We start from the raw sequence: 23,910 nt of genomic DNA, 5'->3' as shown, positions 1-23,910 counted from the left end.
GGCCGGCTCGATGATAACGTGGATGGCGACACTGCTGTTCGCGTCATATGACGTCGATTGCTGCCCGCGAGGCGCCATGCCAGGCCCTCATCAAGCCCTAGCTCAAAACGTCAAGAGGGATCGCCTATATGGCACGAGAAGATCACATCGAAATGGAAGGCGTCGTCGTCGACACGCTTCCCAACACCATGTTCCGCGTTGAACTGGAAAACGGCCATGTCGTGACCGCGCATATTTCCGGCAAGATGCGCAAGAACTACATTCGTATTCTGACCGGTGACAAGGTCAAGGTAGAGCTGACTCCCTACGACCTTTCCAAAGGCCGCATCGTCTACCGCTCTCGCTGATATCGCGACCCTGCTCGACTGCGCCCTGCTAAAGCGGTCTCTCGACTTCCGGTAAAGTCTCTGACAGCGAGCCCCACGTCAGGTAGACGACGCAAATGACGGCACGAATCAAAAACGCCTCGCCATGTTGACCATGGCGAGGCGTTGTCTTTTGCTAACGATGGACCATTGCTTTGCGTCAGGCTATTTCGGCTTCGGTTTCCAGCTGCAGTTCGTCGTTGTCGACGCGCACATGCACCAGGCCGCCGTTCTCGGCCAGTTCGCCAAACAGGATCATCTCGGCCAGCGGCTTCTTGAGTTTCTCCTGAATGACACGAGCCATCGGACGTGCCCCCATCTCCCGATCGTAACCCTTCTCGGCAAGCCACACACGAGCATCGTCATCCACGTCCAGCTGTACCCGCTTCTCATCCAGCTGCGCCTGTAGTTCGACCAGGAACTTGTCGACGACATTACGTACGATGGACGGCTCGAGACCATGGAACTGAATGATCCCGTCGAGGCGGTTACGGAACTCCGGCGTGAACGTGCGACGAATCACCTCCATGCCATCGGTCGAATGGTCCTGGTTCTGGAAACCGATAGAACGGCGAGAGATCTGCTCGGCACCCGCATTCGACGTCATGATCACGATCACGTGACGGAAATCCGCCTCACGGCCGTTATTATCGGTCAAGCGGCCATGGTCCATTACTTGCAACAGCAGATTGAAGACTTCCGGATGCGCCTTCTCGATCTCATCCAGCAGCAATACGCAGTGCGGCTGTTTGGTGATCGCCTCGGTCAGCAGACCGCCCTGGTCATAGCCTACATAACCCGGAGGCGCACCGATCAATCGCGATACCGTATGTCGCTCCATGTATTCCGACATGTCGAAGCGTACCAGCTCGATCCCCATCAGCAACGACAGCTGACGCGCCACCTCGGTCTTGCCCACACCGGTCGGGCCGGAGAACAGGAAGCTGCCCACCGGTTTGTCCGGCGACTTGAGCCCGGCGCGCGACAACTTGATCGCGGCGGAGAGACTCGTGATCGCCTCGTCCTGCCCGAACACCAGCATCTTCAGATCACGCTCCAGATTAGAGAGCAGCTTGCGATCCGAACTGGAGACACTCTTGGGCGGAATCCGCGCGATGGAAGCCACCACGGCCTCGACCTGCTCGACATCGATCGTGGCGATGCGCGCTTCCGGCGGCAACAGGCGCTGATGGGCTCCCGCCTCGTCGATGACGTCGATCGCCTTGTCGGGAAGGTGACGGTCGTTGATGTAGCGATCCGCCAGCCGTGCAGCACTTTCCAATGCGGCATCGGTGTACTTCAACTGATGATGTTCCTCGAAGCGACCTCGCAATCCCTTGAGAATGCGGATGGTGTCATCGACGGTCGGTTCCGGCACATCCACTTTCTGGAAGCGGCGCGCCAGCGCACGATCCTTCTCGAAGATGCCTCGAAACTCCTGAAACGTCGTCGAACCGATACAGCGCAGCTCACCCGAGGACAGCAACGGCTTGAGCAGATTCGAGGCATCCATGACGCCGCCGGAAGCGGCGCCAGCGCCGATCACCGTATGAATTTCGTCGATGAACAGAATCGAGTTGTCCTGCTTGCGCAGTTCGGCCAACAGTCCTTTCAACCGCTTTTCGAAGTCACCGCGGTACTTGGTGCCTGCCAACAGCGCCCCCATGTCGAGCGAGTAGACGACTGCATCGGCAATGACGTCCGGCACGTCCTCCTCGACGATACGCTTGGCCAAGCCTTCGGCGATGGCCGTCTTGCCCACCCCGGCCTCACCCACTAACAGCGGGTTGTTCTTGCGCCGGCGCGCCAGGATCTGCACCACGCGTTCGAGTTCGTGATCACGTCCGATCAACGGATCGATCTTGCCCAGGCGCGCCTGATCGTTAAGGTTAGTGGCATAGTTGGAGAGCGGGCTCTGACCGCTTTCGCCGGCCGCTTCTTCACCCTCTTCGGACTCCGACGACGGCTGCTGCGATTGACCATGGCCGGCCACCTTGGAGATGCCGTGGGCGATGTAGTTCACCGCGTCCACGCGCGCCACGCTCTGCTGTTTGAGGAAGTAGACTGCCTGGCTTTCCTGCTCGGAGAAGATGGCCACCAGCACGTTGGCGCCGGTGACTTCGCTCTTGCCGGAGGATTGGACATGGAAGACCGCACGCTGAAGCACGCGCTGGAAGCCCAGCGTCGGCTGCGTTTCCCGATCTTCCTGCTCTTCGGGAATCAGCGGGGTCGTGGAATTGATGAAGTCCTGTAGATCGGCACGCAGCTTTTCCAGATTCGCTCCGCAGGCATTCAATACATCGGCTGCCGAGGCATTATCGAGAAGTGCCAGCAACAGGTGCTCCACGGTCATAAACTCGTGTCGCTTTGAACGCGCCACGGTGAAGGCCGTGTTCAGGGTGAGTTCAAGTTCTTTACTCAACATGGCAGTCCCCTTTTAGCCGCTGAGGGCATCGGTCGGCACTTTCACAATCGGGCACAATCAGCGGTTTCGCAAGTCTTCACAGACAAAAGCGTCGACGATATGTGTCCGCTATCGATTTCTCTACTCTGCGGCATCCACATCACACATGAGGGGATGCTCACACTCTCTGGCGTATTCATTGACCTGATGACACTTTGTCTCCGCGATGTCGCGGGTAAAGATGCCGCAGGTCGCCTTGCCCTGCGTGTGAACGGCAAGCATTATCTGCACCGCTTTTTCGCTATCCATGGCGAAGAACCGCTGTAGAATTTCGACCACGAACTCCATTGGCGTGTAATCGTCGTTGTAGAGTACGACCTTGTACATGGGCGGTGGCGCCAGCTGCGGGTCCGATACCTGCTCGGCGACGTCGCCCTGCTCCTGATGGTCGGGCTCAGGAGGACGCGTCATACCCAAGCTCGACGATTTCCGAAACGGGTAGGACGACACTTTATATACGATCTCTGACATAGTATGGATGAATCCCTGGATGCATCGGCTCAGGTACATCAAGCCGGGACTCAGTGAGGTATTGGATACCATTGAAGACCCGAGGTTCCTCTGAAGATGCGGCCGACCGATTGCGTATGCAAGCCCTGGATAAAAATAGTCCCGACAGGCAATGGCCGATCCGAGAATACGGTTGGTGCCACCTGTCTCGTCCGAAGGATCGTTAACGCCCGGCATGAGTCAAATCTATCTGCTGCATAAGCCCTACCAAGTGCTCTGCCAGTTCACCGACGATCGGGGCCGGGCGACGCTGGCGGACTACCTGCCCGTTCCCGATGCCTACCCCGCTGGACGCCTCGATTACGATTCTGAAGGGCTTCTGCTGCTGACCGATGACGGCGCCCTGATTCATCGCATCAGTGATCCACGCCATAAATTGCCGAAGCAGTATTGGGTACAGGTCGAGGGCGAGCCAAGCGACGATGCGCTCAAGGCGTTACGCGAGGGCATCACCTTGAAGGACGGCCCGACTCGGCCAGCCAAGGTCCAGTATCTGGCCCAACCGGCGCCGCCACCACGCGATCCACCGGTGCGCTTTCGGGAATCGATACCCACGACCTGGCTTGCGATCGAGCTTCGTGAAGGCCGCAATCGACAGGTCCGGCGAATGACAGCACATGTGGGCCACCCCACTCTCCGACTGATCCGTGCCGCGATCGGGCCGTGGCGTCTCGACCACCTGCAACCCGGGAACTGGCGCTGCGAAACCGTCAACGTACCCCAGAGCCCTCCACGACGCGCCTCGAGCAAGCGTTCCAAGCCGAGCCGCAAGCGTTGACGCGCTCCTCTTACCTGCCGCGGCTATAGCCATACATTCGATCCGGCTTCGGCATATCCGCTAGCGGACTTTCGAATTGGCGCAGACCGGGTATGATCGGCGTGAGCTCCGCGGCCCGGTGTCGAGGGCCGCGTATCGAGTTGGGCGCATTGAGTTGGGAGAAACCACATGAATCGCTGGACACCCCGCGTGACCGTTGCCGTGGTCGTGGAACGAGCCGGTCGTTACCTGATGGTGGAAGAGGATCGCGGCGGCCCGTTCAGTCTGTTCAACCAGCCCGCCGGTCATCTGGAGCGCGGAGAGCGACTCATCGCTGCCGCCGAGCGCGAGGTTCGCGAAGAGTCTGCCTGGCAGGTCGCCATCACCGACTACCTGGGCCTCTATGTTCACCAGACCTCCGACGGCCTCACTTTTCATAGCCACGCTTTCCTCAGCCTGCCGCTCGCGCATCTTGGCAACGCTCTCGACAAAGGGATCATCAGCGCGCACTGGCTGACCTTCGACGAAATCGATGACCTCGACCGCAGCCGGCGACTGCGCACCCCCATCGTGATGCAGCGATTGCGCGATGCACGCGACGGACGCCGCTATCCGCTCGAGGTCATTCGCGAGCGCTGAGACCGGCGACGCCCGCGGTCGGGAACGCCCTCGTCACTCGTCTCGCCGGCGCCCTGCGGACGGACTCGATGCGACAGCCTGCTTTCGGCTATAATCGCCGGTCATTTATTCAGGCAGCAGAACCGTGCCGAGTGCAGATCACCGGCGCTATGTGCCCACTGTCGGAGAGTCACCATGACCTCAGCCAGCCCATCCAACGATACCGTGCGCTCATCCAGCGACGGCACGCTGCCGTCTCCCCGTCAGGAAGATACGTCATCCCGCCAGGATGCCCGGAAAGTCATCGTCGGCATGTCGGGCGGTGTCGATTCCTCCGTGGCCGCCCTGCTGCTCATCGAGCAGGGCTATCATGTCGAGGGCCTGTTCATGAAGAACTGGGACGAAGACGACGGCACAGACTACTGCACGGCGATGGCCGACCTGGCCGATGCCGAGGCCGTCTGCGGGACACTCGGCATCAAGCTGCACACGGCCAATTTCGCCGCCGAATACTGGGACAACGTCTTCGAGCATTTTCTGGCGGAATACCAGGCTGGACGCACGCCCAACCCGGATATCCTTTGCAACCGCGAGATCAAGTTCAAAGTGTTCCTCGACTACGCCGAGATGCTCGGTGCCGACCGGATTGCCACTGGTCACTACGTTCGTCAGCGTCCGACAGGCGACGGTGAGGCGCAATTGTTGAAAGGGCTGGACGTCAACAAGGATCAGAGCTACTTCCTGCATGCCGTGCCCGGCAGTGCAATCGCTCGTACGCTGTTTCCCGTCGGCGAACTGGAAAAGCCCGCCGTCAGAGCGCTGGCCGAACGTCACGGGCTGGCGACGGCGCGCAAGAAGGATTCCACCGGGATATGCTTCATCGGCGAACGCCGCTTCAGCGATTTTCTCCAGCAGTATCTGCCGGCCCAGCCGGGCCGCATCGAAACCCCGGAAGGCGATCCGATCGGTGACCACATGGGGCTGATGTACTACACCCTGGGGCAACGTCGCGGATTGGGAATCGGCGGCCTCAAGGATCACAGCGAGGATCCCTGGTTCGTTGCTGCCAAGGATCTCGAGCGCAACGTGCTGATCGTGGTTCAGGGCGAGCATCCTCTGTTATACAGCGATGTCGTCTACTGCGAACCGGCAGCCTGGATTGCCGGCGAAGCGCCAAAGACACGCCGCTTGAGCGCCAAGACACGTTATCGCCAGCAGGATGTCGCTTGCGAGTTGACGCTGCTGGCAGACGGCGAACTCGAAGTTCGCTTCGACGATCCACAGCGAGCCGTCACCCCGGGACAGTCACTCGTGCTTTACGACGGTGAGATATGCCTTGGCGGCGCGGTCATTCGCGCCACGGCGACGGCCGATGCAGCGGCGGTCGCCGAACTTACCGGCGCCGCGACAGTTGCCGCTTCCCTTACCGCTAAGGCTACCGCAGCGACTACCGCCACGACAGGGAGTCAGCGTCCGGCATGAATCCGACGCCCATTCAATCGGCACCGCTCGACAGCAACGGCCGCCAGGCGCTCGCCTTGGCCGGCGTTTTTCAGGCCGCCACCGTGGTCGATCAGCTCGCCCGCACGGGACAGTGCGACGAGCGTGCCTGGAATACGCTGATCCACGCCACGCTGGACACCGACCCGCCGAACTTCGAGTCGATCTATGGCGGTCATCACAACAACCTGCGCCAAGGCGTCGATACTCTGCTGGCGGTGATGTCGCGACAGCAAGCTCAACCGGCAGTGATGCGCTACGGTTTCTCGATGGTTCTGCTGATGCAGAAGCTGCGCCAGGACGATGCCATGATGGCCACCCTCGGTCAGCGCCTCGGGCGCGTGCAGAGCCAAGCGCAACATTTCGGCGAGACGCACGAGAACGTCATCGCAAGCCTGGGCGAGCTCTACCAAGAGACCCTTTCCACCTTTCGGTACCGGATCGTGGTGCAGGGCGAGCCGAGCCTGCTGCAGAGCCCCAGCATGCCTGAACGTATTCGCACTGCGCTGCTCGCCGGCGTTCGCTTCGCATTACTGTGGCACCAACAAGGCGGCCGCCGCTGGCGCCTGATCTTCCAGCGCGGTGCGATCAAACGCACCCTTCGCGAGCTCGACGCCAATTGACGTCGACTCGCACGTACTTCTTCACCGCGAACTCTCTGCTCGCGCGACGTTTCGGGAACCCACGATGATCGAACTCTCTGCACTGACCGCCCTTTCACCCGTCGACGGCCGTTATGCCACCAAAGCTGCGCCGCTGCGCGAGCATTTCAGCGAGTTCGGCCTGATCCGTGCGCGCGTCACCGTCGAAGTGCGCTGGTTGGAGCGGCTCGCGGCCCACCCCGGCATCCGCGAAGTACCGCCGCTTTCCGCTGCCTCGCAAGCGTTTCTGGATAAGCTGGTCAAGGAATTCTCGATCGCCGATGCCGCGCGTATCAAGACCATCGAGCGCACCACCAACCATGACGTCAAGGCCGTCGAGTACTTCATCAAGGAAGCGATTGCCGACCAGCCCGAGCTGCATGCCGTCACCGAATTCGTGCACTTTGCCTGCACAAGCGAAGACATCAACAACCTTTCCTACGCGTTGATGATGCGCGACGGTCTCGCGGCGCTGCTGCCGGTCATGCGTCAGGTCCATGCGGCCATCACCAGACTGGCCCACGAGCATGCCGAACAGCCGATGCTCTCGCGGACTCATGGTCAGACCGCCAGCCCCACGACGCTGGGCAAGGAGATGGCCAACGTTGCCTATCGCCTGCAGCGGCAACTCACCCAGATTGAATCGGTCGAATTGCTGGGCAAGATCAATGGTGCGGTAGGTAATTACAACGCGCATCTGGCCACCTATCCCGAGATAGATTGGGCCGAGAACGCCGAAATTTTCGTCGAGTCCCTGGGACTCACCTTCAATCCGTATACCACTCAGATCGAGCCGCATGACTATGTCGCCGAGCTGTTCGATGCGATCAGCCGCTTCAACACCATCCTGATCGACTTCGACCGCGATGTGTGGGGCTATATCTCGCTGGGCTACTTCAAGCAGCGCACCGTCGCGGGCGAGATCGGCTCCTCCACGATGCCGCACAAGGTCAACCCGATCGACTTCGAGAACTCCGAGGGCAACCTTGGGCTGGCCAACGCCCTGCTGGATCATCTGGCGCGCAAATTGCCGATCTCTCGCTGGCAACGCGACCTGACCGACTCCACCGTTCTACGCAATCTGGGCGTCGGTCTGGCGTATGGGCTGATTGCCTATGAGGCCGCACTCAAGGGTATCGGCAAGCTGGAAGCCAATCCGCAACGCCTCGACGACGATCTGGACCAGAACTGGGAAGTGCTGGCCGAACCGATTCAGACCGTGATGCGTCGTTACGGAATCGAAAAGCCCTACGAGAAGCTCAAGGAGTTGACTCGCGGCAAGCGTATCGACCAGGCCGGCTTTGCCGCCTTCATCGATACCTTGGCGTTGCCGGACGAGGTCAAGATCGAACTCAAGACGCTGACACCGGCAACCTACATCGGCAATGCCGTCGATCAAGCCAAAGCGCTCTGACCTTCCTACACGCACACCTCCAGGCAGGAGAAAGACATGACGTCGGCCAACACGCCCCGCACGCTGCTCGGTGGCCTCACGCCCGCGCAGTTTCTCAGCCAGCACTGGCAGAAATCGCCGCTATTGATTCGCGGCGCCTTGCCCGACCTAGTCTCGCCGCTGGAGCCGGATGACCTCGCCGGGCTGGCCTGCGAGGAAGGTATCGAGGCCAGACTGGTGGAGGAGCACGGCCCGGAAAAGCCGTGGCAGGTCAGTCATGGCCCATTCGACGATGCGACTTTCTCGCGCCTGCCATCCAGCGGCTGGTCGTTACTGGTGCAGGCGGTGGATCACTATGTCCCGGAAGTCGCCGAACTGCTGGAAGCTTTTGATTTCGTGCCGAGTTGGCGTCTCGACGACGTCATGGTCAGCTACGCGCCGCCGGGCGGGAGTGTGGGCGCCCACGTCGATCAATATGATGTCTTCTTGCTGCAGGCAAGCGGCAAGCGACGCTGGCAATTGGGAGGCAGCCCCGGCGATCAGGCCCAACTGATCGCCGGGATCGATCTGCGCATTCTGGAAGACTTCAGTGTCGAAGCCGGCCAGGAGTGGGTGTTGGAACCGGGGGATATGCTTTATCTACCCCCTGGCGTCGCCCATCACGGCATCAGCGAATCCGATGACTGCATGACCTTCTCGATCGGCTTTCGCGCACCGTCCGCCGACGAGATCGTGACCGGTTTCGCAGATTATATCGGCGAACAACTCGGCGACGATCGACGGTATGGCGATGCCGATCTTCAGCCACCCCTTCACGTCGGCGAACTGGATGATCAAGCGATCGCGCGGGTTCGCGAGCTGTTGCTGGACGCCATTGATCGCCCGGAGCAGATGGCTCAGTGGTTCGGACGTGCAATGACCCAGCCCAAGTATCTGGACCAGGTTGTCCCCGCGGAGTCCGCTACGGCGCCCAGCGCGTTGCGCGCCTCGCTCGAACGAGGCGATCGACTGAGTCGAAGTCCTGGCTCGCGCTTTGCCTGGCGTCGGCAGGACGAATCCCAAGCCATTCTGTTCGTCGACGGGGATGCTATCCTCTGTGATCCAGAGCTGGCCCGATATCTGGCGGCGGAGACCTGCATCGATGCCGGCGTACTGGATTACCCCGAGAGTGAACGTGTGCTCGCTGCACTCGTCGATAGCGGCAGTCTGAGCAGCGCCGATGAGGAAGACGAGGTTTCCGGCTCGGGCGAGATACTGTAGAGCCGCGGCAGGGAGAACGCGGCGGCCGTCGAATGGGAAGCAAAGACCGCCGATGGCTCCTACACTTCTAGCCGGCCAAGATTCAGTCGCTGAGAAGCAGACAGGACTGGATTGGTTTTAGAACACTGTTTTAGTATGCTGGCTACCAACGCCTAATCTGGATGTTAAGGAGAATCGATGATGAAACGACTCATTGCCCCTGCGCTCGTCATGAGTTTGCTGGCTCTGGCCGGTTGCACCAACACCTCCACGTACTCGGGAGATGTCTATCGCGGGGATCAGGCTGGTACCGCGCAGTCCGTAAGCTACGGCACCATCCAATCGGTTCGCCCGGTACAGATTCAGGGTGGCAATGGTGAGAGCGTGCTCGGCAGCCTGGGCGGCGCCGTTATCGGTGGCTTGCTGGGCAATCAGGTCGGTGGCGGCTCCGGGCGCACCATCGCCACCGCCGCCGGCGCTATCGGCGGCACTATCGCTGGCAGCAAGGTTCAGCAGGCCACCGATCGTGTCGATGGCTACGAGCTGGAGATTCGTCAGGACAGCGGTCAGAACGTGGTCGTGGTCCAGAAAGCCGATCGTAACTGGCAGGTTGGTCAGCGCGTCAAGCTGGTCGCGAGCGGCTCCAGCGTCAGCGTTGCGCCATACTGAGTTGGCGGCGACGTTTCTGGCTCTCGGAAGCCGGGGATGGTAACGACGCAACCAGTCAAGAATCGCGGCTACGGTAAGACTTGCCAGACGGCGTCCCTCGGGGCGCCGTTTTTTTGTTAGTGCGGTAGTAATTTCGGATGTCATCGACGCTTTACGTACGTTATTGTATGTTTCAAACGTCATCCGTTAAGGGAATGGTAAGCTTCATGAAAGGGAACTCTTGGGCGCAGGCCGGACTGCTCCTCGCCATGGCAACGATCTCCAGTGCGGCCTCGGCAGACGGCATTTTGACCCTGAAATCGGAAAACGACATATTCGTCAGTGGCGATGATGGTCATTACACCAACGGCTTCGAAGGCGACTGGTCTTTCAGACCGGGCCGTGACCATTGGACCCGCGATCTGGCCGATGCCATACCCGGGTGGAGCGCCTCCACGCTCGACGGGGCGTCCTATCGCGTGGGGCAGCAGATCTACACGCCGGAAGACATCAGCGAGCGTGGCCTGATCGAGGACGACCGCCCCTACGCCGGCGTACTCTACGCAGGGCTTTCCCTGTTCGATGACCAGCAGTTGACGGGATGGAGACGTACCAGCGGGCTCTTCTTCGACGTGGGTCTCGTCGGCCCGGGTGCTGGAGGCCATACGGTGCAGCAGAATTTCCACCATCTGATCGACAGCGACGAGCCCAAAGGCTGGCACAACCAGCTTCACAACGAGCCGTTCGTGAATGTCGCCTATCAGATCGCGTGGTGGAAACAGAGCCAGTTAGGCGCCTTGGAAGCGGAGTACGGCCCGTCCGTCGGCGTCGCCATCGGCAACCTCTACACCTATGGCGCGACGGGCCTCGGTCTACGTCTGGGCCAGGGCCTGGACAAGAGTTTCGGCATCCCTGCCGTGGCGCCTTCACAAGGCAGCCGAATCTTCTTCGAGGAAAATAGCGGCTTTAACTGGTATCTCTTCGCCAATGTCGAAGGACGCCTCATGGCCTACAACATGCTGCTCGACGGCAATACGTTCGAGGACAGTCACTCGGTCGACCGGCGGCCCTGGGTGGGAGACGCACAACTCGGGTTGGCGCTATCCTGGAATCGTTGGCAATTGACTTACAGCTCGATCTGGCGCACCCACGAGTTCGAAAGTCAGGATGATGGCGACCAGTTTGGCTCCCTCACGCTGTCGACCTGGCTCTGACGCCATATTGGTGACTACCAGACGCGACACGATCGAGCGCCACTATCAAGACAACACCACGAAAACAGCAGCGAGCGATGCATGAGCACCACACGCTGCTGTCTCAGGACCGCGGTAGCCGACGTCACATTCAGTGTAATTTGGCTCTACGCATGCCCCAACACGCAAGACGCTTGCCGACCCACAACCCCAAGGCCAGCAGGATCAGCGTCAGCAGCATGGAAACCGGGTTGATAATGAAAGTGGCGCCGAGCACTGCCAATGCTGCCGCCATCACCCAACGGTCCTGGGCGGGATCGCCGCGCAACTGGGACGGCAACCAGCGCGTGACCATAGCCCCGAGCGCCCCATCCCAAGCCTTGAGTGCCAGAAACAGCAAGACGACGAAGGCAATCAGCCAAACGACAAAAACGGTCATGACGAACTTCTCCTCAACCGCAGGATTAAGATGGTCTATCCTCAAAGCAGGGTAACCACACCCATGAGGCGGCGCAACCGCCTTGCCCGGCGTTCGGGACAGGATTGAACGCCCATAGGCCCAATCTCTAACGCAATGCGACCTGACAGAAACGTCGTGGCACGTTAGGATATGGGAGACATGCACAAACGCAAAGGTTTCGAGATGCAAATTGCCCAGAACTCCGTGGTCGCGTTCCACTACACATTGACCAATGATGCGGGAGAGGTACTGGACAGTTCAGAAGGTCGGGATCCACTGACCTATCTACACGGTTCGGGCAACATCATCCCGGGTCTCGAGAAAGAACTCGAGGGTCACGGTAGCGGAGATAAGCTCAAGGTCGCGGTCGCTCCGGACGAAGGTTACGGTGAAGTACAGCCAGCCCTGGTCCAGGAAGTGCCTCGGGATGCGTTCCAAGGCGTCGACGAAGTAGAGCCGGGCATGCAGTTTCAGGCCCAGACGCAGGAAGGTCCGCTCATGGTCACCATCACCAAGGTCGAAGGTGACACCGTGACTGTCGATGGCAACCATCCTCTGGCTGGCGAGAAGCTGAATTTCGACGTGGAAATTGCCGAAGTTCGCGAAGCGACCGAAGAAGAAGTCTCTCACGGCCATGTACACGGCGAAGGCGGTCACGAGCACTGACCCCTCGAATCCCGCTTGGCGGGATGATTCGTCGCTACGCAAAAAGGGCAGCCTCTCGGCTGCCCTTTTTTGATGCTGCTGTACTGCTGAGTAAACGCTAGAGAGTACCCGCCATCGGCATCCACTTCTCGTCATTCATTTCGTTTCGACTCGAGCCAGTCTCAACCTTCGCTTGCCAGCATCACCCGCTGAGCAAGTTGCGTGCGTTCGACTGGCCGGCGCGCCTGCCAGTAATAACGCTTCCAGTAGACGTTATCCAGGCGCGACAGTTTCACCCCCTGAGACGAGGAAGCGTGAAGAAAGTAACCCTCCCCCACGTAGACTCCGACGTGGTTGTAAGGGCCAGGCGGACGAAAGAAGACCAGGTCTCCCGCCTTCAGGTTCGTCTCGGCAACCCTATCGCCCTCCAGCACCTGCTCTTCGGTCGTACGTGGGAGCTCGAGAGCAAAGGCTTCACCGTAAACGTGCTGCATCAACGCCGAGCAATCGATACCACGATGCGTGGTTCCCCCCAGCGCGTAGGGCGTTCCCACCCAACGCTGATGCTCATCCAGCAGCGCCCTACGAATCACCGTCGGCGACACGGCCAGCGGCTTGAAATCGCGAATGGTCTGAGGAGCAGATGGCGCGTTACGAGGAATGCCGATCGCCACCGAGCGGGACTTGACCAGTGGAAGTGAATACTGCGCGTTAACCTGTTGTTGTTTTACGGGAGCAGTGCAGCCAGATATGACCATCACCAATGCCAGCCCCATGGCCGTGCGTCTTAGCATTCAGCGCAACCTCGTTCGCCTGTGAGCCGTCACGGGCACCGCCTCTCCTAATGACGACACAACAACAGTCGCCCGGCGAAATGGAGTCGCTGTGGTGGTGACACTACCCGCTAAGGTATCACCGCCATAACGGCCTATATTCGGCTCGAATCATCGACTAATCGGACAGAAAAAAGCCACGCCCGTTTCGGCTGGGCATAGCACAGCGGTGATCATATGTCATTGGATAAGCTTTGGCGAGTCCATCCAATTATCGAACAGCGTTAATGCAAGTGCTGCGGCTCACCGGGAAGGATATCGACATGCAGCGAGGTCCAGTGCGTCATGGCACTGCCCGGAAAATCGAGGCTCGCCCAGGCTCCGGCCAGCAGTGGCGATGCCTCGAGCCAGGCATCGAGAGCTTGTCGGAAACGAGCCAGGAAGGCTTCTCGCTCCGGAGTGTCATCCATGAAGAATCCGAAACCGCTGTACAGCCCCTCGGCATAATCCTGCCAACTGCTGTAGTGCCGTTCAGCCAGACGCATCGCAGCCTCGAGATAATGCGAGAGACGGGGCTCGTCGAGCCAGTCGAGCTGGCGGCCGGCCAGGGCCAGATCAACCAGTTGCGCCACATCCCAAGCCGTCATGTCCTGGTCGTTACAGCGGCAGGCGTTGTCCCGCACGTGCTTCAGACGCAAGAGATGAATGCGCTCCTCGTCGGCGCAGTCACCCGATTCGAGGATCGCGATTTCCGCATCGAGTCTAGTTCGATTGAGCGTATAGGGCGCGTAGTTGATCTGATAGTCCTGCCGGTCTCCCGCCCCGACCATAAAGTCGAGAAAGTCCGTGAGTCCGGCGGGGCCCTGCAACGCGTACTGGTGTTCTACCCATTCTCCCAGGTCGACCCGATCCTGCGGCGCCAACGGCTGAGGTGCCTGCCACAGCGCCTCGTTGAGCGGCCCTGCCAGCGATATCGCGGTGAACCGCCTCAAGGTCGGCCTCACGCCAGGCTCTCGCCAAGTGATTGACCGGGACGGGGTCAACCAGCGGAATGGCGAGCCGGGATCGGCGCGATGCCACTCGATGTCGTCCGCCAGCGAGACTTCTTCAGGGGTCTCATCCTGACTCAGGACCGTCTCCCAGGCATGCCAGGCGGCCAACAGCCGTAGAGGATCACTGTAGAAACGACTGAGAACATCGCACACAGAGCGAGATAGCGTCTCGATCTCTGTCGGTTGATAACGGCCGCTGTCCGCGGCCATCGTCAGATAGAAGGCATACTTCTCCGCCATCGCGATCGTTGCCGCATGGTCCGAACAGACGGCCAGGCGCCGCACCGAGTCCCCGACAGTTCGACGGTTCGCCGAATGACGGGCATCGGCCGCCAACTGGTTGAGGTGATGAGCCTGGGCGGGCATCCAGAAGCGCGCTAGTCCGCCGATGCCCTCTTCTTGATGGAGCCCTAGAACTTCGCTGAGGTAGCGCTCCGCATCCTCGACTCTGGCCTGCCCCACCGGTTCGACGAGATATCGACGATGGGTCAGATCCGGGTCACGAATCGCGGCGATGGCCAGCACCCAGCTGTCGGCCGAAGCCCGATGTTGCTTGACGAACGCCCGTGCCGCTTCACGCTGAGACACGTCGAGCGTGTCGCCGAGCGGTACCTGCCACGGGCTCATGCCGTCGTCCAACAGGCGCCCCCAATCGTCCTCGAACGTCTCGCGGAGATCCCTGCCATCATAAAGACTGCGTCCTCGCTGGTAGGCCTGAGCGACCGCCCGCCAATCGACGTAACGCTGCTGCAGGAGATCGACGGCATGCGCCGCGAAGTTCTCCGCCTCGGATGCCGAAAGCCAACCCGCGCAGTAGCCGAGAAAGGCTTGGTCGACAAGCCGCAACCAATCCCACGCCGCCCACTCCAACGGCTCATCGTCCGCCAGCAATCGCAGCAGGACTCGACCATAATCCTGCTGATCATTGAGTGAGGCCAACCACTCGACCCGCGCCACCGGCCCCTGACGAGCCACCCGAGTCGCATCCATATCCCAGCCGTATCGATGCCCCTGACCGGCGAGCCAGAACAGTAGCGAGAGCAGCTCATCACGATCACGAACCTCACCCTGCTCCAGCAGAAGTGCCTGACGCTGGAGGCGCTCATCGGCGGCGCACTCGAACGGCCATGTCAGTACCGGCGCAATCGCTGCCCTCGCCCGCCACGGACCTGCCTGCCAGAGATCACCCGACCACGGCGGAGCAGACGACTCGATCGAACGCAAGCCGTGCCGCAGCTGAGACCATGAAACACCCCGTTGCTGGCGCTCTCGGTTTAACAATTCGCGACCTGCCGCATCCAGTGCCGGATCCTTCAGGCGGCCCAATGCCGTTACCCACGCTCTGAGAGTCGGGATAGTCGTCACGATGTCGCGCGCCAAGGAACACAACCAGACTTCATCGGCCTGGGGGGCAACCCACCCCATCCGACTACCGAGCGCCAGCAGTTCAAGAGCCTCCAGCCGCGACAACGCCAGATCCTTCGCGTTCGTCACACCGTCCCAGAGCCGCCATGCGAACTCGTCCCGGTCACCGATACCCAACGACAGCAGGCGCGCAAATGCCTCGTCGGCGCCGAGTGCCTGACGAGGATCGCTGGCATAGGGCCAACCACAAAGCGTCAGTTGCTGGGCCCACCACGGGAAAAGAAGTTCGCTCAAGAAAGACCTCGTGAGACGGAAGCGGCTTGCGCTGGGCGGCATGAATCACGCCGCGAGCAGCAGACACGGCGGCACAGTATAACGGAAAGCCGATCGCACGCCGATGGCCTGAAGTGCAACCGAATCGACTAGAAGTACGGCCGCGCAGAATAAAGCGCGACCGACGCAATCGAAACTAGCTCAATTTCTCGGTGTGAGAGCGCGGGGTTTGCCCTAGCAGATGGCGGAGCAGGAATTTTCTGACTCGCACCACGAACTGTTCCTGAAACAGAACGCAGAGGAGCACGGTCATGACGAGGAACAGCGGATACAGCCACAGGTGCAGCTCGCCCGCTGCTGCCAGACAGCCCTTGAAGTCCGTCGAACACAGACCGGGGTCACCGGATATCACTCGTTCGACCCGCGAGAATACCGCATACAGGGGCACATGCAGGGCGAACATCGGCAACGAAGCGCCCCCGAGCCTTGTCGCCCAGCGCATCAATCGAGGGCTGCGTGGCTCCCCCCAATGCGCGGCGACATAGATCAACGCCAGTTGCGACCACAACAGCAGGCCGTTATGCAAGGCATAATACCAGGCATGACCCAATCCCAGCAGATAGACGGCGACAACCACGCTGAGCGCCACGATCAATAGCGTCAGGCAGCACTGGGGCAGTGACATCAGCCGCCCCTGAGTCTTGCGCTGGGCATAGAAGACGTACAGCAAGATACCGGACGCGAATTCCGGCAAGCGGATTAGCGGATTTCGATGCAGAATACCCGTTTCCGGCACGCCGTAGTCAGTGGTCAAAATGACATAGAGCGGTGGAATCAGATAGATGATATTGACCAGCAGAATCGCGCGGCGTGGATGCAGCACGCGCCGTAACCGCGGCGCCAGCCACGGAAAGGTCAAGTAGAAGAAGAACAGTGCCGAAATCGACCAGGACGGCGGATTGAAGGTCAGATAAAGCGGGTTCCAGGCGTGCAGCAACGTTAGATTGAGCAGCAGATTGATGCCCGTTTCCAGCGACCCCATGGTGTGGTTCAAGCTCTCCCAGTCCAACTGACCGACATCGTTATTGACGTCGTACACCACGAACCGCAATGAGATATCGCTATCACCCGGCGCTATCGCAAGGTAGCCGACCAATGCCGATACCGTCATGGCTAAAACCAGCGAGCCGATATGAATGGGGTAGAGATTGGAGAAGCGCTTGAGCCAGAAACTCCTGGGAGGCTCGCGCATTTGATGCGAGGCATCGAGATAGACGTGCGTCAATAAAAAGCCGGACAACGCAAAGAAAGCGCTGGTCGAGAAGAATCCGATATCGGTCACATAATGGGACCAGCCACGAATGGACGGGTAATTGTGTAGCGTATGAAAGATGACGATATACAAGCCGAGCAGAAAGCGTAACCACTCAAGCCCGATGAAGCGCTCTTTACGCATGGCGGTCGATGAATCAGGCATCCGTTGCAGATCTCTGGCCGTCAAAAGGCGCTAGTGTACCTGATTCTCGCCAGCAATCTTCATCTCCGACGCCTCCATCCTGGAGACCCGTCCTGAAAACCCGTGGTGGAAACCCATACAGGAAAGCCGCGCATTGGCGCGGCCTTCCGTTTCAGAACCTGGCGATACCGAACAAGCCTAGGCTTTTTTGACCTTGGCAACGATCCACAACAGGATAATTGCCCCGATGGTGGCGACGACCAGCGAGCCGATGAAGCCGTTGGACGATAGCCCCAGCAGGCTGAACAGGAAGCCGCCAAGCACGGCACCGATGATACCGACAACGATATTCCCCAGAACGCCAAAACCACCGCCGCGCATGACCTTTCCGGCAATCCAGCCAGCGATCCCGCCAATAATCAGCCACAAGATAAAGCCCATAGTGTTACTCCTTGATTCCCTTCAGCATGGATAGCTCGGGGACAACTCGACGTCATCCCCGCTTAAGCATAGACACCAATCGACCAATCTTCGAAGACCACGGACAAACCGTGGTCTGCTTTTATCGCACTGACATTCTCGCCGGAGAATCCGACGCGTCGATCAGGTGAATGCCGGCACCCGGAAAGTGGCCCTGGTGGGCAATCCGTGCTGATGCCAGGCGACATGGGCGTCTGCGTCCTCCCAGACTTGCCAATGCAACTGGGACAACATCACTGGATCGTCCAGGAACGCTAACCGTTCCAGGTTGCTCATGGATGACGGCCCTTGCCTGACGGCCCGAGTCACACGCTCCTGGCGTCGACGTTTCAGCGGTTCGGCGTAAGCGTGACGCGAGGTACCCAGCGCCGTCGCCAGCGCATTGGAGACCGGGTCCAGAACCACCTGGACGAAATGCGGCGCAGGCGCGGCGGCGTTCATCCTGCCCAGATGACGTACCATACGGCGCAGCACTCGTGGCGGGTGCGTCTCCTCGGGAATCCGGAACAGCCTTGCCCGGAAGCAGGCCCGACCCAGCGAAACCCGACTCGACAGCGTCGATACCGGGATCGATATCATCATCGCGCCCACGATCGGCGACAGCCACCACAGGAAGGTCGGCTCCATGAGATAGACCCCGACGGCCCAGACTGCACCGATCAGCGTCTGACTCCAGTGGTTGCGGATTGCGTCTCCCCAGGTGGTATCGCTGTTCTCACGAGACGGCGATCGCCACTGGATGGCCCAGCCCATGATCGAAGTCAACACGAACCGCGTATGGAACAGCATGCGCACCGGCGCCAGTGCCATGGAAAATAGCGACTCCAGCACCATGCTCAGCAGCACCTTTAGCGGCCCGCCGAACTGACGACTGCCCTGCACCCATACGAGAATCACGCTCAACACCTTAGGCAGGAACAGCAGTGTCGCTGTCGCGCCGAAAAGGCCAACGGCGAGCGTCGGATTCCACTGTGGCCACACCGGAAACATCATCCCCGGCTCCGGGAAGTAATTGGGCGTGCTCAAGGTATGTACGGCAAGCAGTGCGGTCGACAACACCAAAAACAGGAACCACAGCGGGGCCGAGATATAGGACATCAAGCCCGTCAAGAAAACGGCCCGATGCACCGGATGAATCCCTTTGGATAGAAACAGCCGGAAGTTCATCAGGTTGCCGTGACACCAGCGGCGGTCGCGACCGAGCTCCTCGAGGAGGTTGGGGGGCATTTCCTCGTAGCTGCCCTCCAACTCGTAGGCAATCCATACGCCCCAGCCTGCACGCCGCATCAGCGCGGCTTCGACGAAATCGTGAGACAGGATCTCACCGGACATCGACCCCTTGCCGGGTAACGGCGCCAACATGCAGTGGCGCATGAACGGCGCCACCCGAATAATGGCGTTGTGCCCCCAGTAATGCGACTCACCCAGCTGCCAGAAGTGCAACCCGGCAGTGAATAGCGGGCCATAGACGCGCGTGGCGAATTGCTGCATGCGGGCGTAGAGGTTCTGGCGCCCGGATGCACGGGGGGCAGTCTGCACGATACCCGCCTCCGAATGCGTCTCCATCATCTGGACCAGGCGGGTCAGACAGGCCCCTGTCATCACGCTGTCGGCATCGAGTACCAGCATGTAGCGGTAAAGCGCACCCCAGCGCCGACAGAAGTCGTCGAGATTGCCGCTCTTGCGTTTGACGCGCCGCTGACGACGGCGATAGAAGACCTGACCGAAGGCATCGAGATCCCGGCACAGCGCCAACCATGCGTGAGTTTCCTGGATCGCGATATCGGGGTCGAAAGTATCGCTCAAGATGAACACGTCGAAATGACGATCATTACCACTCTGGCGTAGCGATTCGATCGTCGCCCGCACACCGGCGAAAACCCGTGGCACATCTTCATTGCAGATCGGCACCAGCAACGCTGTACGCGCGTCGTCCGGAATCGGCTCGTCACCCACTTCGGAATCGATGGCGTAGCGATCCTTGCCCCGCAGCAACTGGAAGAACCCCATCAAGGCGGTCCAGAAACCCGCCGAAACCCAGGCGAAAAGCAATACGAACAGTGCCAGAATGGCGATTTCCAGCCACTGCTGGCCCTGGTAAGGCAACACCGTCCGCATCTGGTTGGCCGCGACGATGCTCTGACCGAATATCAGCACCAGCAGCACCCAGCGTCGAGCGGACGCGATCCTTTGCCAGCGAGGCGCCGGCCTGGTTTCGCGCTGCTTGCGGCGGAAGCCGCGACCCGCCCAGTTCCTGACCCGCTGCCCATAACGCACGAACGGGTTGGTCGACCACTTCTCTGGAGCTAGCGGCGTACGCTGCATCGGCGGCGCCGTTCGCAAGCGCGTGACGCCATGCTCGTCGGTGTCGAGGATCTCGGGCGGCGCCAGCGGCGGCTCGGCATAGGCAAGGGCCAGCCGACGTCCCACCGAACTGGCGGCGGGATCATCGTTACCGACCTCTCCCCCGCCTAGCGCAGCGTGCAGGGAAGCCATGTCATGAGTGTCCAGATCGCTGGCCAAGAGCTTGCGCCGTTCGTCACGATCCTGAGCCTCGAGCGCCAGCCGTTCCAGATAGTGTTCGGCTGACGTCATCCTGGAAATCGACGTCGCTTCAGCCATTGGCTGGCAGCCGGTAATACCAGGTCTCGGAAATCCGCTTGTCGCCTTGGTTCAGGTGCGCGCGAATATCCAGCGGCTGATTATTGTCGCTACGCTTGATCTTGACGAACACGCGCCAGCCGCCGGTCGCCGGATTACGCTCGGCATGGCTATCCACCAGCTCACCGTTGTCACCGACACTGGCTTGAACGCTGATATTGGCATCGTCGTTTAGTCCGGACAGCGACGGGCCCACGAAATCCAGCACGAACGCCGTCGAACCGTCGGCTTCCCGAACCAGATCGTCCTTACGGACTTCTCCGCGAGAACGGCGCGTCTGATCCACCCAGGCGAGCGAAGGATCGACGTAACGGTTCTCGTCTTTGGTCACGGTGAGTCGATAATCGTAGTCCAACGCCTTGTCGGGATCAGGTCCGGGTGCGGTCTCCGGCAGCCACATGGACACGATATTGTCGTTGGTCTCGTTGGGCGTCGGGATCTGGATCAGCTCCACCTTGCCCGCTCCCCATTCGTTCTGAGGCTCGACCCAAGCGCTGGGGCGCAAGTCATAACGGCTATCGATATCCTGATAGTTGTCGAAGTCGTGATCACGTTGCATCAGGCCGTAACCTCGCAGTCGCGGCGTGGCCTGCTCGTTCATCATCAACTTCGCCGGGTTGGCCAGCGGGCGCCAGGTCCAGCCGTTCTGAGAATCACTGATCAAAAGACCGTTGGAGTCGTGAATGGCCGGCCGATAGTTCAGCGTCGAAGATGGCTGCTCCGGACCGTAGAGATACATGCTGGTCAGCGGTGCCACGCCCAACTTCTCGACGGGACGACGCAGGAACAGGCGCGATTTGACGTCAACGACGGTATCGTTGCCTGGGCGCAGTACGAAACGATAGGCGCCGGTCAGGCTGGGCGAATCAAGTAGAGCGAAGATCGTCAGATACTGACTCGACTTGCTCGGCTTGACGATCCAGAACTCCTTGAACCGGGGAAACTCTTCGCCGGAGGGCAAGCCGGTGTCCACCGCAAGACCGCGGCCGGAAACGCCGTAGACCTGGTCCTTACCGATGACGCGAAAATAACTCGCACCGAGGAAGACCATCGTCTCGTCCTTGCGATCGGACTGATTGAGAGCGTAATTGACCTTGAAACCGGCAATGCCCAGGCCGTCGTCATTCTTGACGTCATCTGCCAGTTCCAGATTGCCGTAGGTAAAGTCGTCAGAATTGAACGCGAAATCGTGCACGCCCTGATCGTCGACGCTATGCAGCTGAATGGCGCTGTCATAGTGCATGCCTTCATGGAAGAAGCTGAGAGTAAAGGGTACTCCGTCCTCTCCACTCCAGACGTCACGATCACGCTTGTACTGGATCTGCTCGTACTGACCATAATCCAGGTTGCGCAGCGCTTCCGGCAAATTTCGCTCAGGTTCACTGTAACCCTGGCTTGAAAGGTCTTCGGCTTTCTTCGCGACATCATCGAAACCAAAAGCCAACACGTTTTGGGCGATACCGCTGAGTAGCAACCCGGTCAGGGCTACCACCGGAAGAAGCGCCTTGCGTTTTTCAAGGTTACTTCGCCGGATCAATGCACTCACACTCATACTCCTGTCATAGCTATCTTGCCCGATATCAACGGGCACGAATCGTTCGAGGCCACGCATGCCATACTGCAAAACGGTAAGCCGAGCCAAGCTGGGAAGGCGCCACCGTGAGACGGCGCACTGGCACGACTAACGATGAATAGTGACGGGATGGCGAAGCTTCCGTGCTTCGTACTCCGTAAGTCTAGCATACGCTACACTAAGGCACGGCAAGTCCCCATGGCCGGCCCGGCCGTTGTACCTCTAATTACGTGCTGCCATATACCAGTCTGAATCACCGTTGGATGAGGCCGATGAATGCGTATCGAATCGCACCCCGATCAGGTGATCATGTCAGCCGGATTACACCGTTGGCTGGGCATAATGGCGTATCTGGCCATTTTCAGCTACCCCTTGGTCCATGCTGATCGCCTCTATCGCGATGATGTCTGGCGTGCCTTTCACGGAGAAATGGGCTGGGTTTCCAACGGTCGTCCTCTCTCCAGCCTAGTCGTGCTGCTCGTCAATGGTGGCCCGCGCCTGGCCGATCTCGCCCCGCTGCCACTATGGCTGGGCTTAGCTGCCGTCACGTTCTCGATTTTGCTATGGCGCCGTCGGCTACTGACATTTGACTCGAACTACGCTTGGCTGGCGATGCTTATTCTAGTCGTACAGCCGTTTTTCCTACAGAACCTCTCATACCACTTCGATGCACTGCCTATGGCCCTGGCTTTGGCCTGCGCCGTCACCGGTATTGCCTGTGCACTGGACCCGCGCGCGAACCACGCGTGGCAGGCCGGATTTCGTTGGCTGACGGGCGGAGCGGGCGTGTTGGCTTCGCTGTTTTTGTATCAACCGGCCGCCAACGTCTACTTCGTGCTGCTTGCTTTTCACGTCGCCCTGACGATCGCTCAGCGAGGTCGCCCGGACTGGTCTCTCCATCTGGGGGCGCTGACGATTGGCAGCCTGGCACTGGTGATATCGAAAGTCGTTTCTGCAGGGCTGATCGGCGGCGCCTACAGCATGCAGCACAGCACCCTGGCCCCGCTTGGACAGCTGCCCGGCCATCTGATCGAACAGACGTGGCGATTCTGGCATTACGCGGCAATGACCCTGGACAAGCCGACGTGGTGGCTCGTGATCGGGCTGTCAGCCGTGACGCTGGTTGGACTGATGGTCGCCGCGTGCCACCAGCGCAACCTCGCGGGGCTGGCGGTGATGATCGTGATACTGCTCTGCTTGCCGTTGAGTGGACTGGGGTTTCTCTCGGCGCTGGCGGATCCGATCTGGCGACCCAGGGTCATGATGGGATTCGGCGCGCTTTACGCTGGATTGCTGTTCTGCGTTCTTGCCGGTCTGGGTCGGTCGCGCTGGCCTCTGATCAATCAGACCACAGTCGGCTGGCCGCTTATCGTCGCGGCATTGGGGATGCCTCTCACGCTCGCCTACGCCTACGGCAACGCGCAACACCAACAGGCGTTCCTCGCCGATGACGTTTCAATGAAGCTGATCGATGATCTCGCCACGCAACCCAAGGCCGCGCCACTGGTAATCGACGGCGCACTGCCCTACTCGCGAACCACCCGCAACGCGATTGCCGTGCATCCCATGATCGGTGAACTGATCTACCCCTATCTCGACAACGGTTACTGGTGGGGCTACCAAAATCTCTATCGGCAGGGGTTATCTTCGGCCTTCGAACTCGATAACGGCCGGACGCTACGCCAACGATTCCAGGCACGGTGCCGGCGACTTCAGCCTCTGACCCGCCGCGCCTGGTACACGCTCTACGCGTTCGAGGGGAAGTACGTCGTCTCGTTCAGTCCCGAATGCCACCGCAGTCTGACCGCCACCGAACTGCCTATCGACGACTGAGGCCCTATCTT

20 protein-coding genes are annotated in these 23,910 nt (G+C 60.1%); 11 read left to right on the top strand and 9 right to left on the bottom strand.

Going from position 1 to position 23,910, the window contains the following annotated elements:
* Positions 1-128: 128 nt before the first annotated feature.
* A complete protein-coding gene (gene infA, locus DOM27_RS09035) occupies positions 129-347 on the top strand; it encodes a translation initiation factor IF-1 (protein WP_013332816.1) in 219 nt (72 codons plus the stop codon).
* Between the two features lie 178 nt (positions 348-525).
* Here infA and clpA read toward each other — a convergent pair whose 3' ends face one another.
* Both clpA and clpS read right to left on the bottom strand, forming a co-directional pair.
* On the bottom strand, positions 526-2,790 hold the full coding sequence (clpA, locus tag DOM27_RS09030) for an ATP-dependent Clp protease ATP-binding subunit ClpA (RefSeq protein WP_110655695.1): 2,265 nt from the start codon (positions 2,788-2,790) through the stop codon (positions 526-528).
* Between the two features lie 120 nt (positions 2,791-2,910).
* Positions 2,911-3,240 carry an ATP-dependent Clp protease adapter ClpS gene (clpS, locus tag DOM27_RS09025; protein ID WP_245392654.1) on the bottom strand — a complete coding sequence of 110 codons (330 nt, stop codon included), beginning with the start codon at positions 3,238-3,240 and terminating at the stop codon, positions 2,911-2,913.
* 274 nt (positions 3,241-3,514) lie between these two features.
* On the opposite strand from clpS, the gene DOM27_RS09020 reads away from it, so the two are divergent.
* The 8 genes from DOM27_RS09020 to DOM27_RS08985 all read left to right on the top strand — a co-directional run bounded on the left by DOM27_RS09020 (position 3,515) and on the right by DOM27_RS08985 (position 11,349).
* A complete protein-coding gene (locus DOM27_RS09020) occupies positions 3,515-4,117 on the top strand; it encodes a pseudouridine synthase (protein ID WP_110655694.1) in 603 nt (200 codons plus the stop codon).
* A 168-nt stretch (positions 4,118-4,285) separates the two neighbouring features.
* Positions 4,286-4,735: an NUDIX domain-containing protein gene (locus tag DOM27_RS09015; RefSeq protein ID WP_110655693.1), complete on the top strand. Its 450-nt coding sequence runs from the start codon at positions 4,286-4,288 to the stop codon at positions 4,733-4,735.
* Between the two features lie 174 nt (positions 4,736-4,909).
* A complete protein-coding gene (gene mnmA / locus DOM27_RS09010; RefSeq protein WP_110655692.1) occupies positions 4,910-6,196 on the top strand; it encodes a tRNA 2-thiouridine(34) synthase MnmA in 1,287 nt (428 codons plus the stop codon).
* The gene (gene hflD, locus DOM27_RS09005; RefSeq protein ID WP_110655691.1) at positions 6,193-6,837 is read left to right on the top strand and encodes a high frequency lysogenization protein HflD; all 645 of its coding nucleotides are present in this window, start codon (positions 6,193-6,195) and stop codon (positions 6,835-6,837) included. The genes mnmA and hflD overlap by 4 nt, the downstream gene beginning before the upstream one ends.
* Positions 6,838-6,904: 67 nt before the next feature.
* A complete protein-coding gene (purB, locus tag DOM27_RS09000; protein ID WP_110656411.1) occupies positions 6,905-8,269 on the top strand; it encodes an adenylosuccinate lyase in 1,365 nt (454 codons plus the stop codon).
* Positions 8,270-8,305: 36 nt separating this feature from the next.
* Positions 8,306-9,508 carry a cupin domain-containing protein gene (locus tag DOM27_RS08995; protein ID WP_110655690.1) on the top strand — a complete coding sequence of 401 codons (1,203 nt, stop codon included), beginning with the start codon at positions 8,306-8,308 and terminating at the stop codon, positions 9,506-9,508.
* Positions 9,509-9,688: 180 nt separating this feature from the next.
* On the top strand, positions 9,689-10,156 hold the full coding sequence (locus DOM27_RS08990) for an outer membrane lipoprotein (protein WP_110656410.1): 468 nt from the start codon (positions 9,689-9,691) through the stop codon (positions 10,154-10,156).
* Positions 10,157-10,362: 206 nt separating this feature from the next.
* On the top strand, positions 10,363-11,349 hold the full coding sequence (locus DOM27_RS08985) for a lipid A deacylase LpxR family protein (RefSeq protein ID WP_110655689.1): 987 nt from the start codon (positions 10,363-10,365) through the stop codon (positions 11,347-11,349).
* Positions 11,350-11,479: 130 nt separating this feature from the next.
* Here DOM27_RS08985 and DOM27_RS08980 read toward each other — a convergent pair whose 3' ends face one another.
* Positions 11,480-11,767, bottom strand: coding sequence for a hypothetical protein (locus tag DOM27_RS08980; protein ID WP_110655688.1), 288 nt, complete (start codon positions 11,765-11,767; stop codon positions 11,480-11,482).
* 204 nt (positions 11,768-11,971) lie between these two features.
* Here DOM27_RS08980 and slyD point away from each other — a divergent pair, with 204 nt between their 5' ends.
* Positions 11,972-12,454 carry a peptidylprolyl isomerase gene (slyD, locus tag DOM27_RS08975; protein ID WP_110656409.1) on the top strand — a complete coding sequence of 161 codons (483 nt, stop codon included), beginning with the start codon at positions 11,972-11,974 and terminating at the stop codon, positions 12,452-12,454.
* Between the two features lie 161 nt (positions 12,455-12,615).
* On the opposite strand, the gene DOM27_RS08970 is transcribed toward slyD, so the two are convergent.
* From DOM27_RS08970 to DOM27_RS08945, 6 genes are all read right to left on the bottom strand, one after another.
* On the bottom strand, positions 12,616-13,227 hold the full coding sequence (locus DOM27_RS08970; RefSeq protein ID WP_110655687.1) for a C40 family peptidase: 612 nt from the start codon (positions 13,225-13,227) through the stop codon (positions 12,616-12,618).
* Positions 13,228-13,490: 263 nt separating this feature from the next.
* Positions 13,491-15,917 (bottom strand): DUF1266 domain-containing protein, encoded by a 2,427-nt coding sequence (locus DOM27_RS08965; RefSeq protein ID WP_245392653.1) that lies wholly within the window; start codon positions 15,915-15,917, stop codon positions 13,491-13,493.
* 175 nt (positions 15,918-16,092) lie between these two features.
* Complete coding sequence (locus DOM27_RS08960) at positions 16,093-17,373, bottom strand: acyltransferase family protein (protein ID WP_223162309.1); 1,281 nt, start codon at positions 17,371-17,373, stop codon at positions 16,093-16,095.
* A gap of 177 nt (positions 17,374-17,550) precedes the next feature.
* Entirely contained in the window at positions 17,551-17,793 is a 243-nt protein-coding gene (locus DOM27_RS08955) for a GlsB/YeaQ/YmgE family stress response membrane protein (protein WP_110655685.1), read from the bottom strand.
* A gap of 162 nt (positions 17,794-17,955) precedes the next feature.
* The gene (mdoH, locus tag DOM27_RS08950; RefSeq protein ID WP_245392652.1) at positions 17,956-20,427 is read right to left on the bottom strand and encodes a glucans biosynthesis glucosyltransferase MdoH; all 2,472 of its coding nucleotides are present in this window, start codon (positions 20,425-20,427) and stop codon (positions 17,956-17,958) included.
* Positions 20,428-20,446: 19 nt separating this feature from the next.
* Positions 20,447-22,039 carry a glucan biosynthesis protein G gene (locus tag DOM27_RS08945; RefSeq protein WP_245392651.1) on the bottom strand — a complete coding sequence of 531 codons (1,593 nt, stop codon included), beginning with the start codon at positions 22,037-22,039 and terminating at the stop codon, positions 20,447-20,449.
* Between the two features lie 303 nt (positions 22,040-22,342).
* Here DOM27_RS08945 and DOM27_RS08940 point away from each other — a divergent pair, with 303 nt between their 5' ends.
* Positions 22,343-23,899 (top strand): glucosyltransferase domain-containing protein, encoded by a 1,557-nt coding sequence (locus DOM27_RS08940; protein WP_110655682.1) that lies wholly within the window; start codon positions 22,343-22,345, stop codon positions 23,897-23,899.
* Positions 23,900-23,910 lie beyond the last annotated feature (11 nt).

The organism is Salinicola halimionae, assembly GCF_003206065.1.
Classification (GTDB): domain Bacteria; phylum Pseudomonadota; class Gammaproteobacteria; order Pseudomonadales; family Halomonadaceae; genus Salinicola; species Salinicola halimionae.
This window is presented reverse-complemented; position numbering and strand designations above follow the sequence as displayed.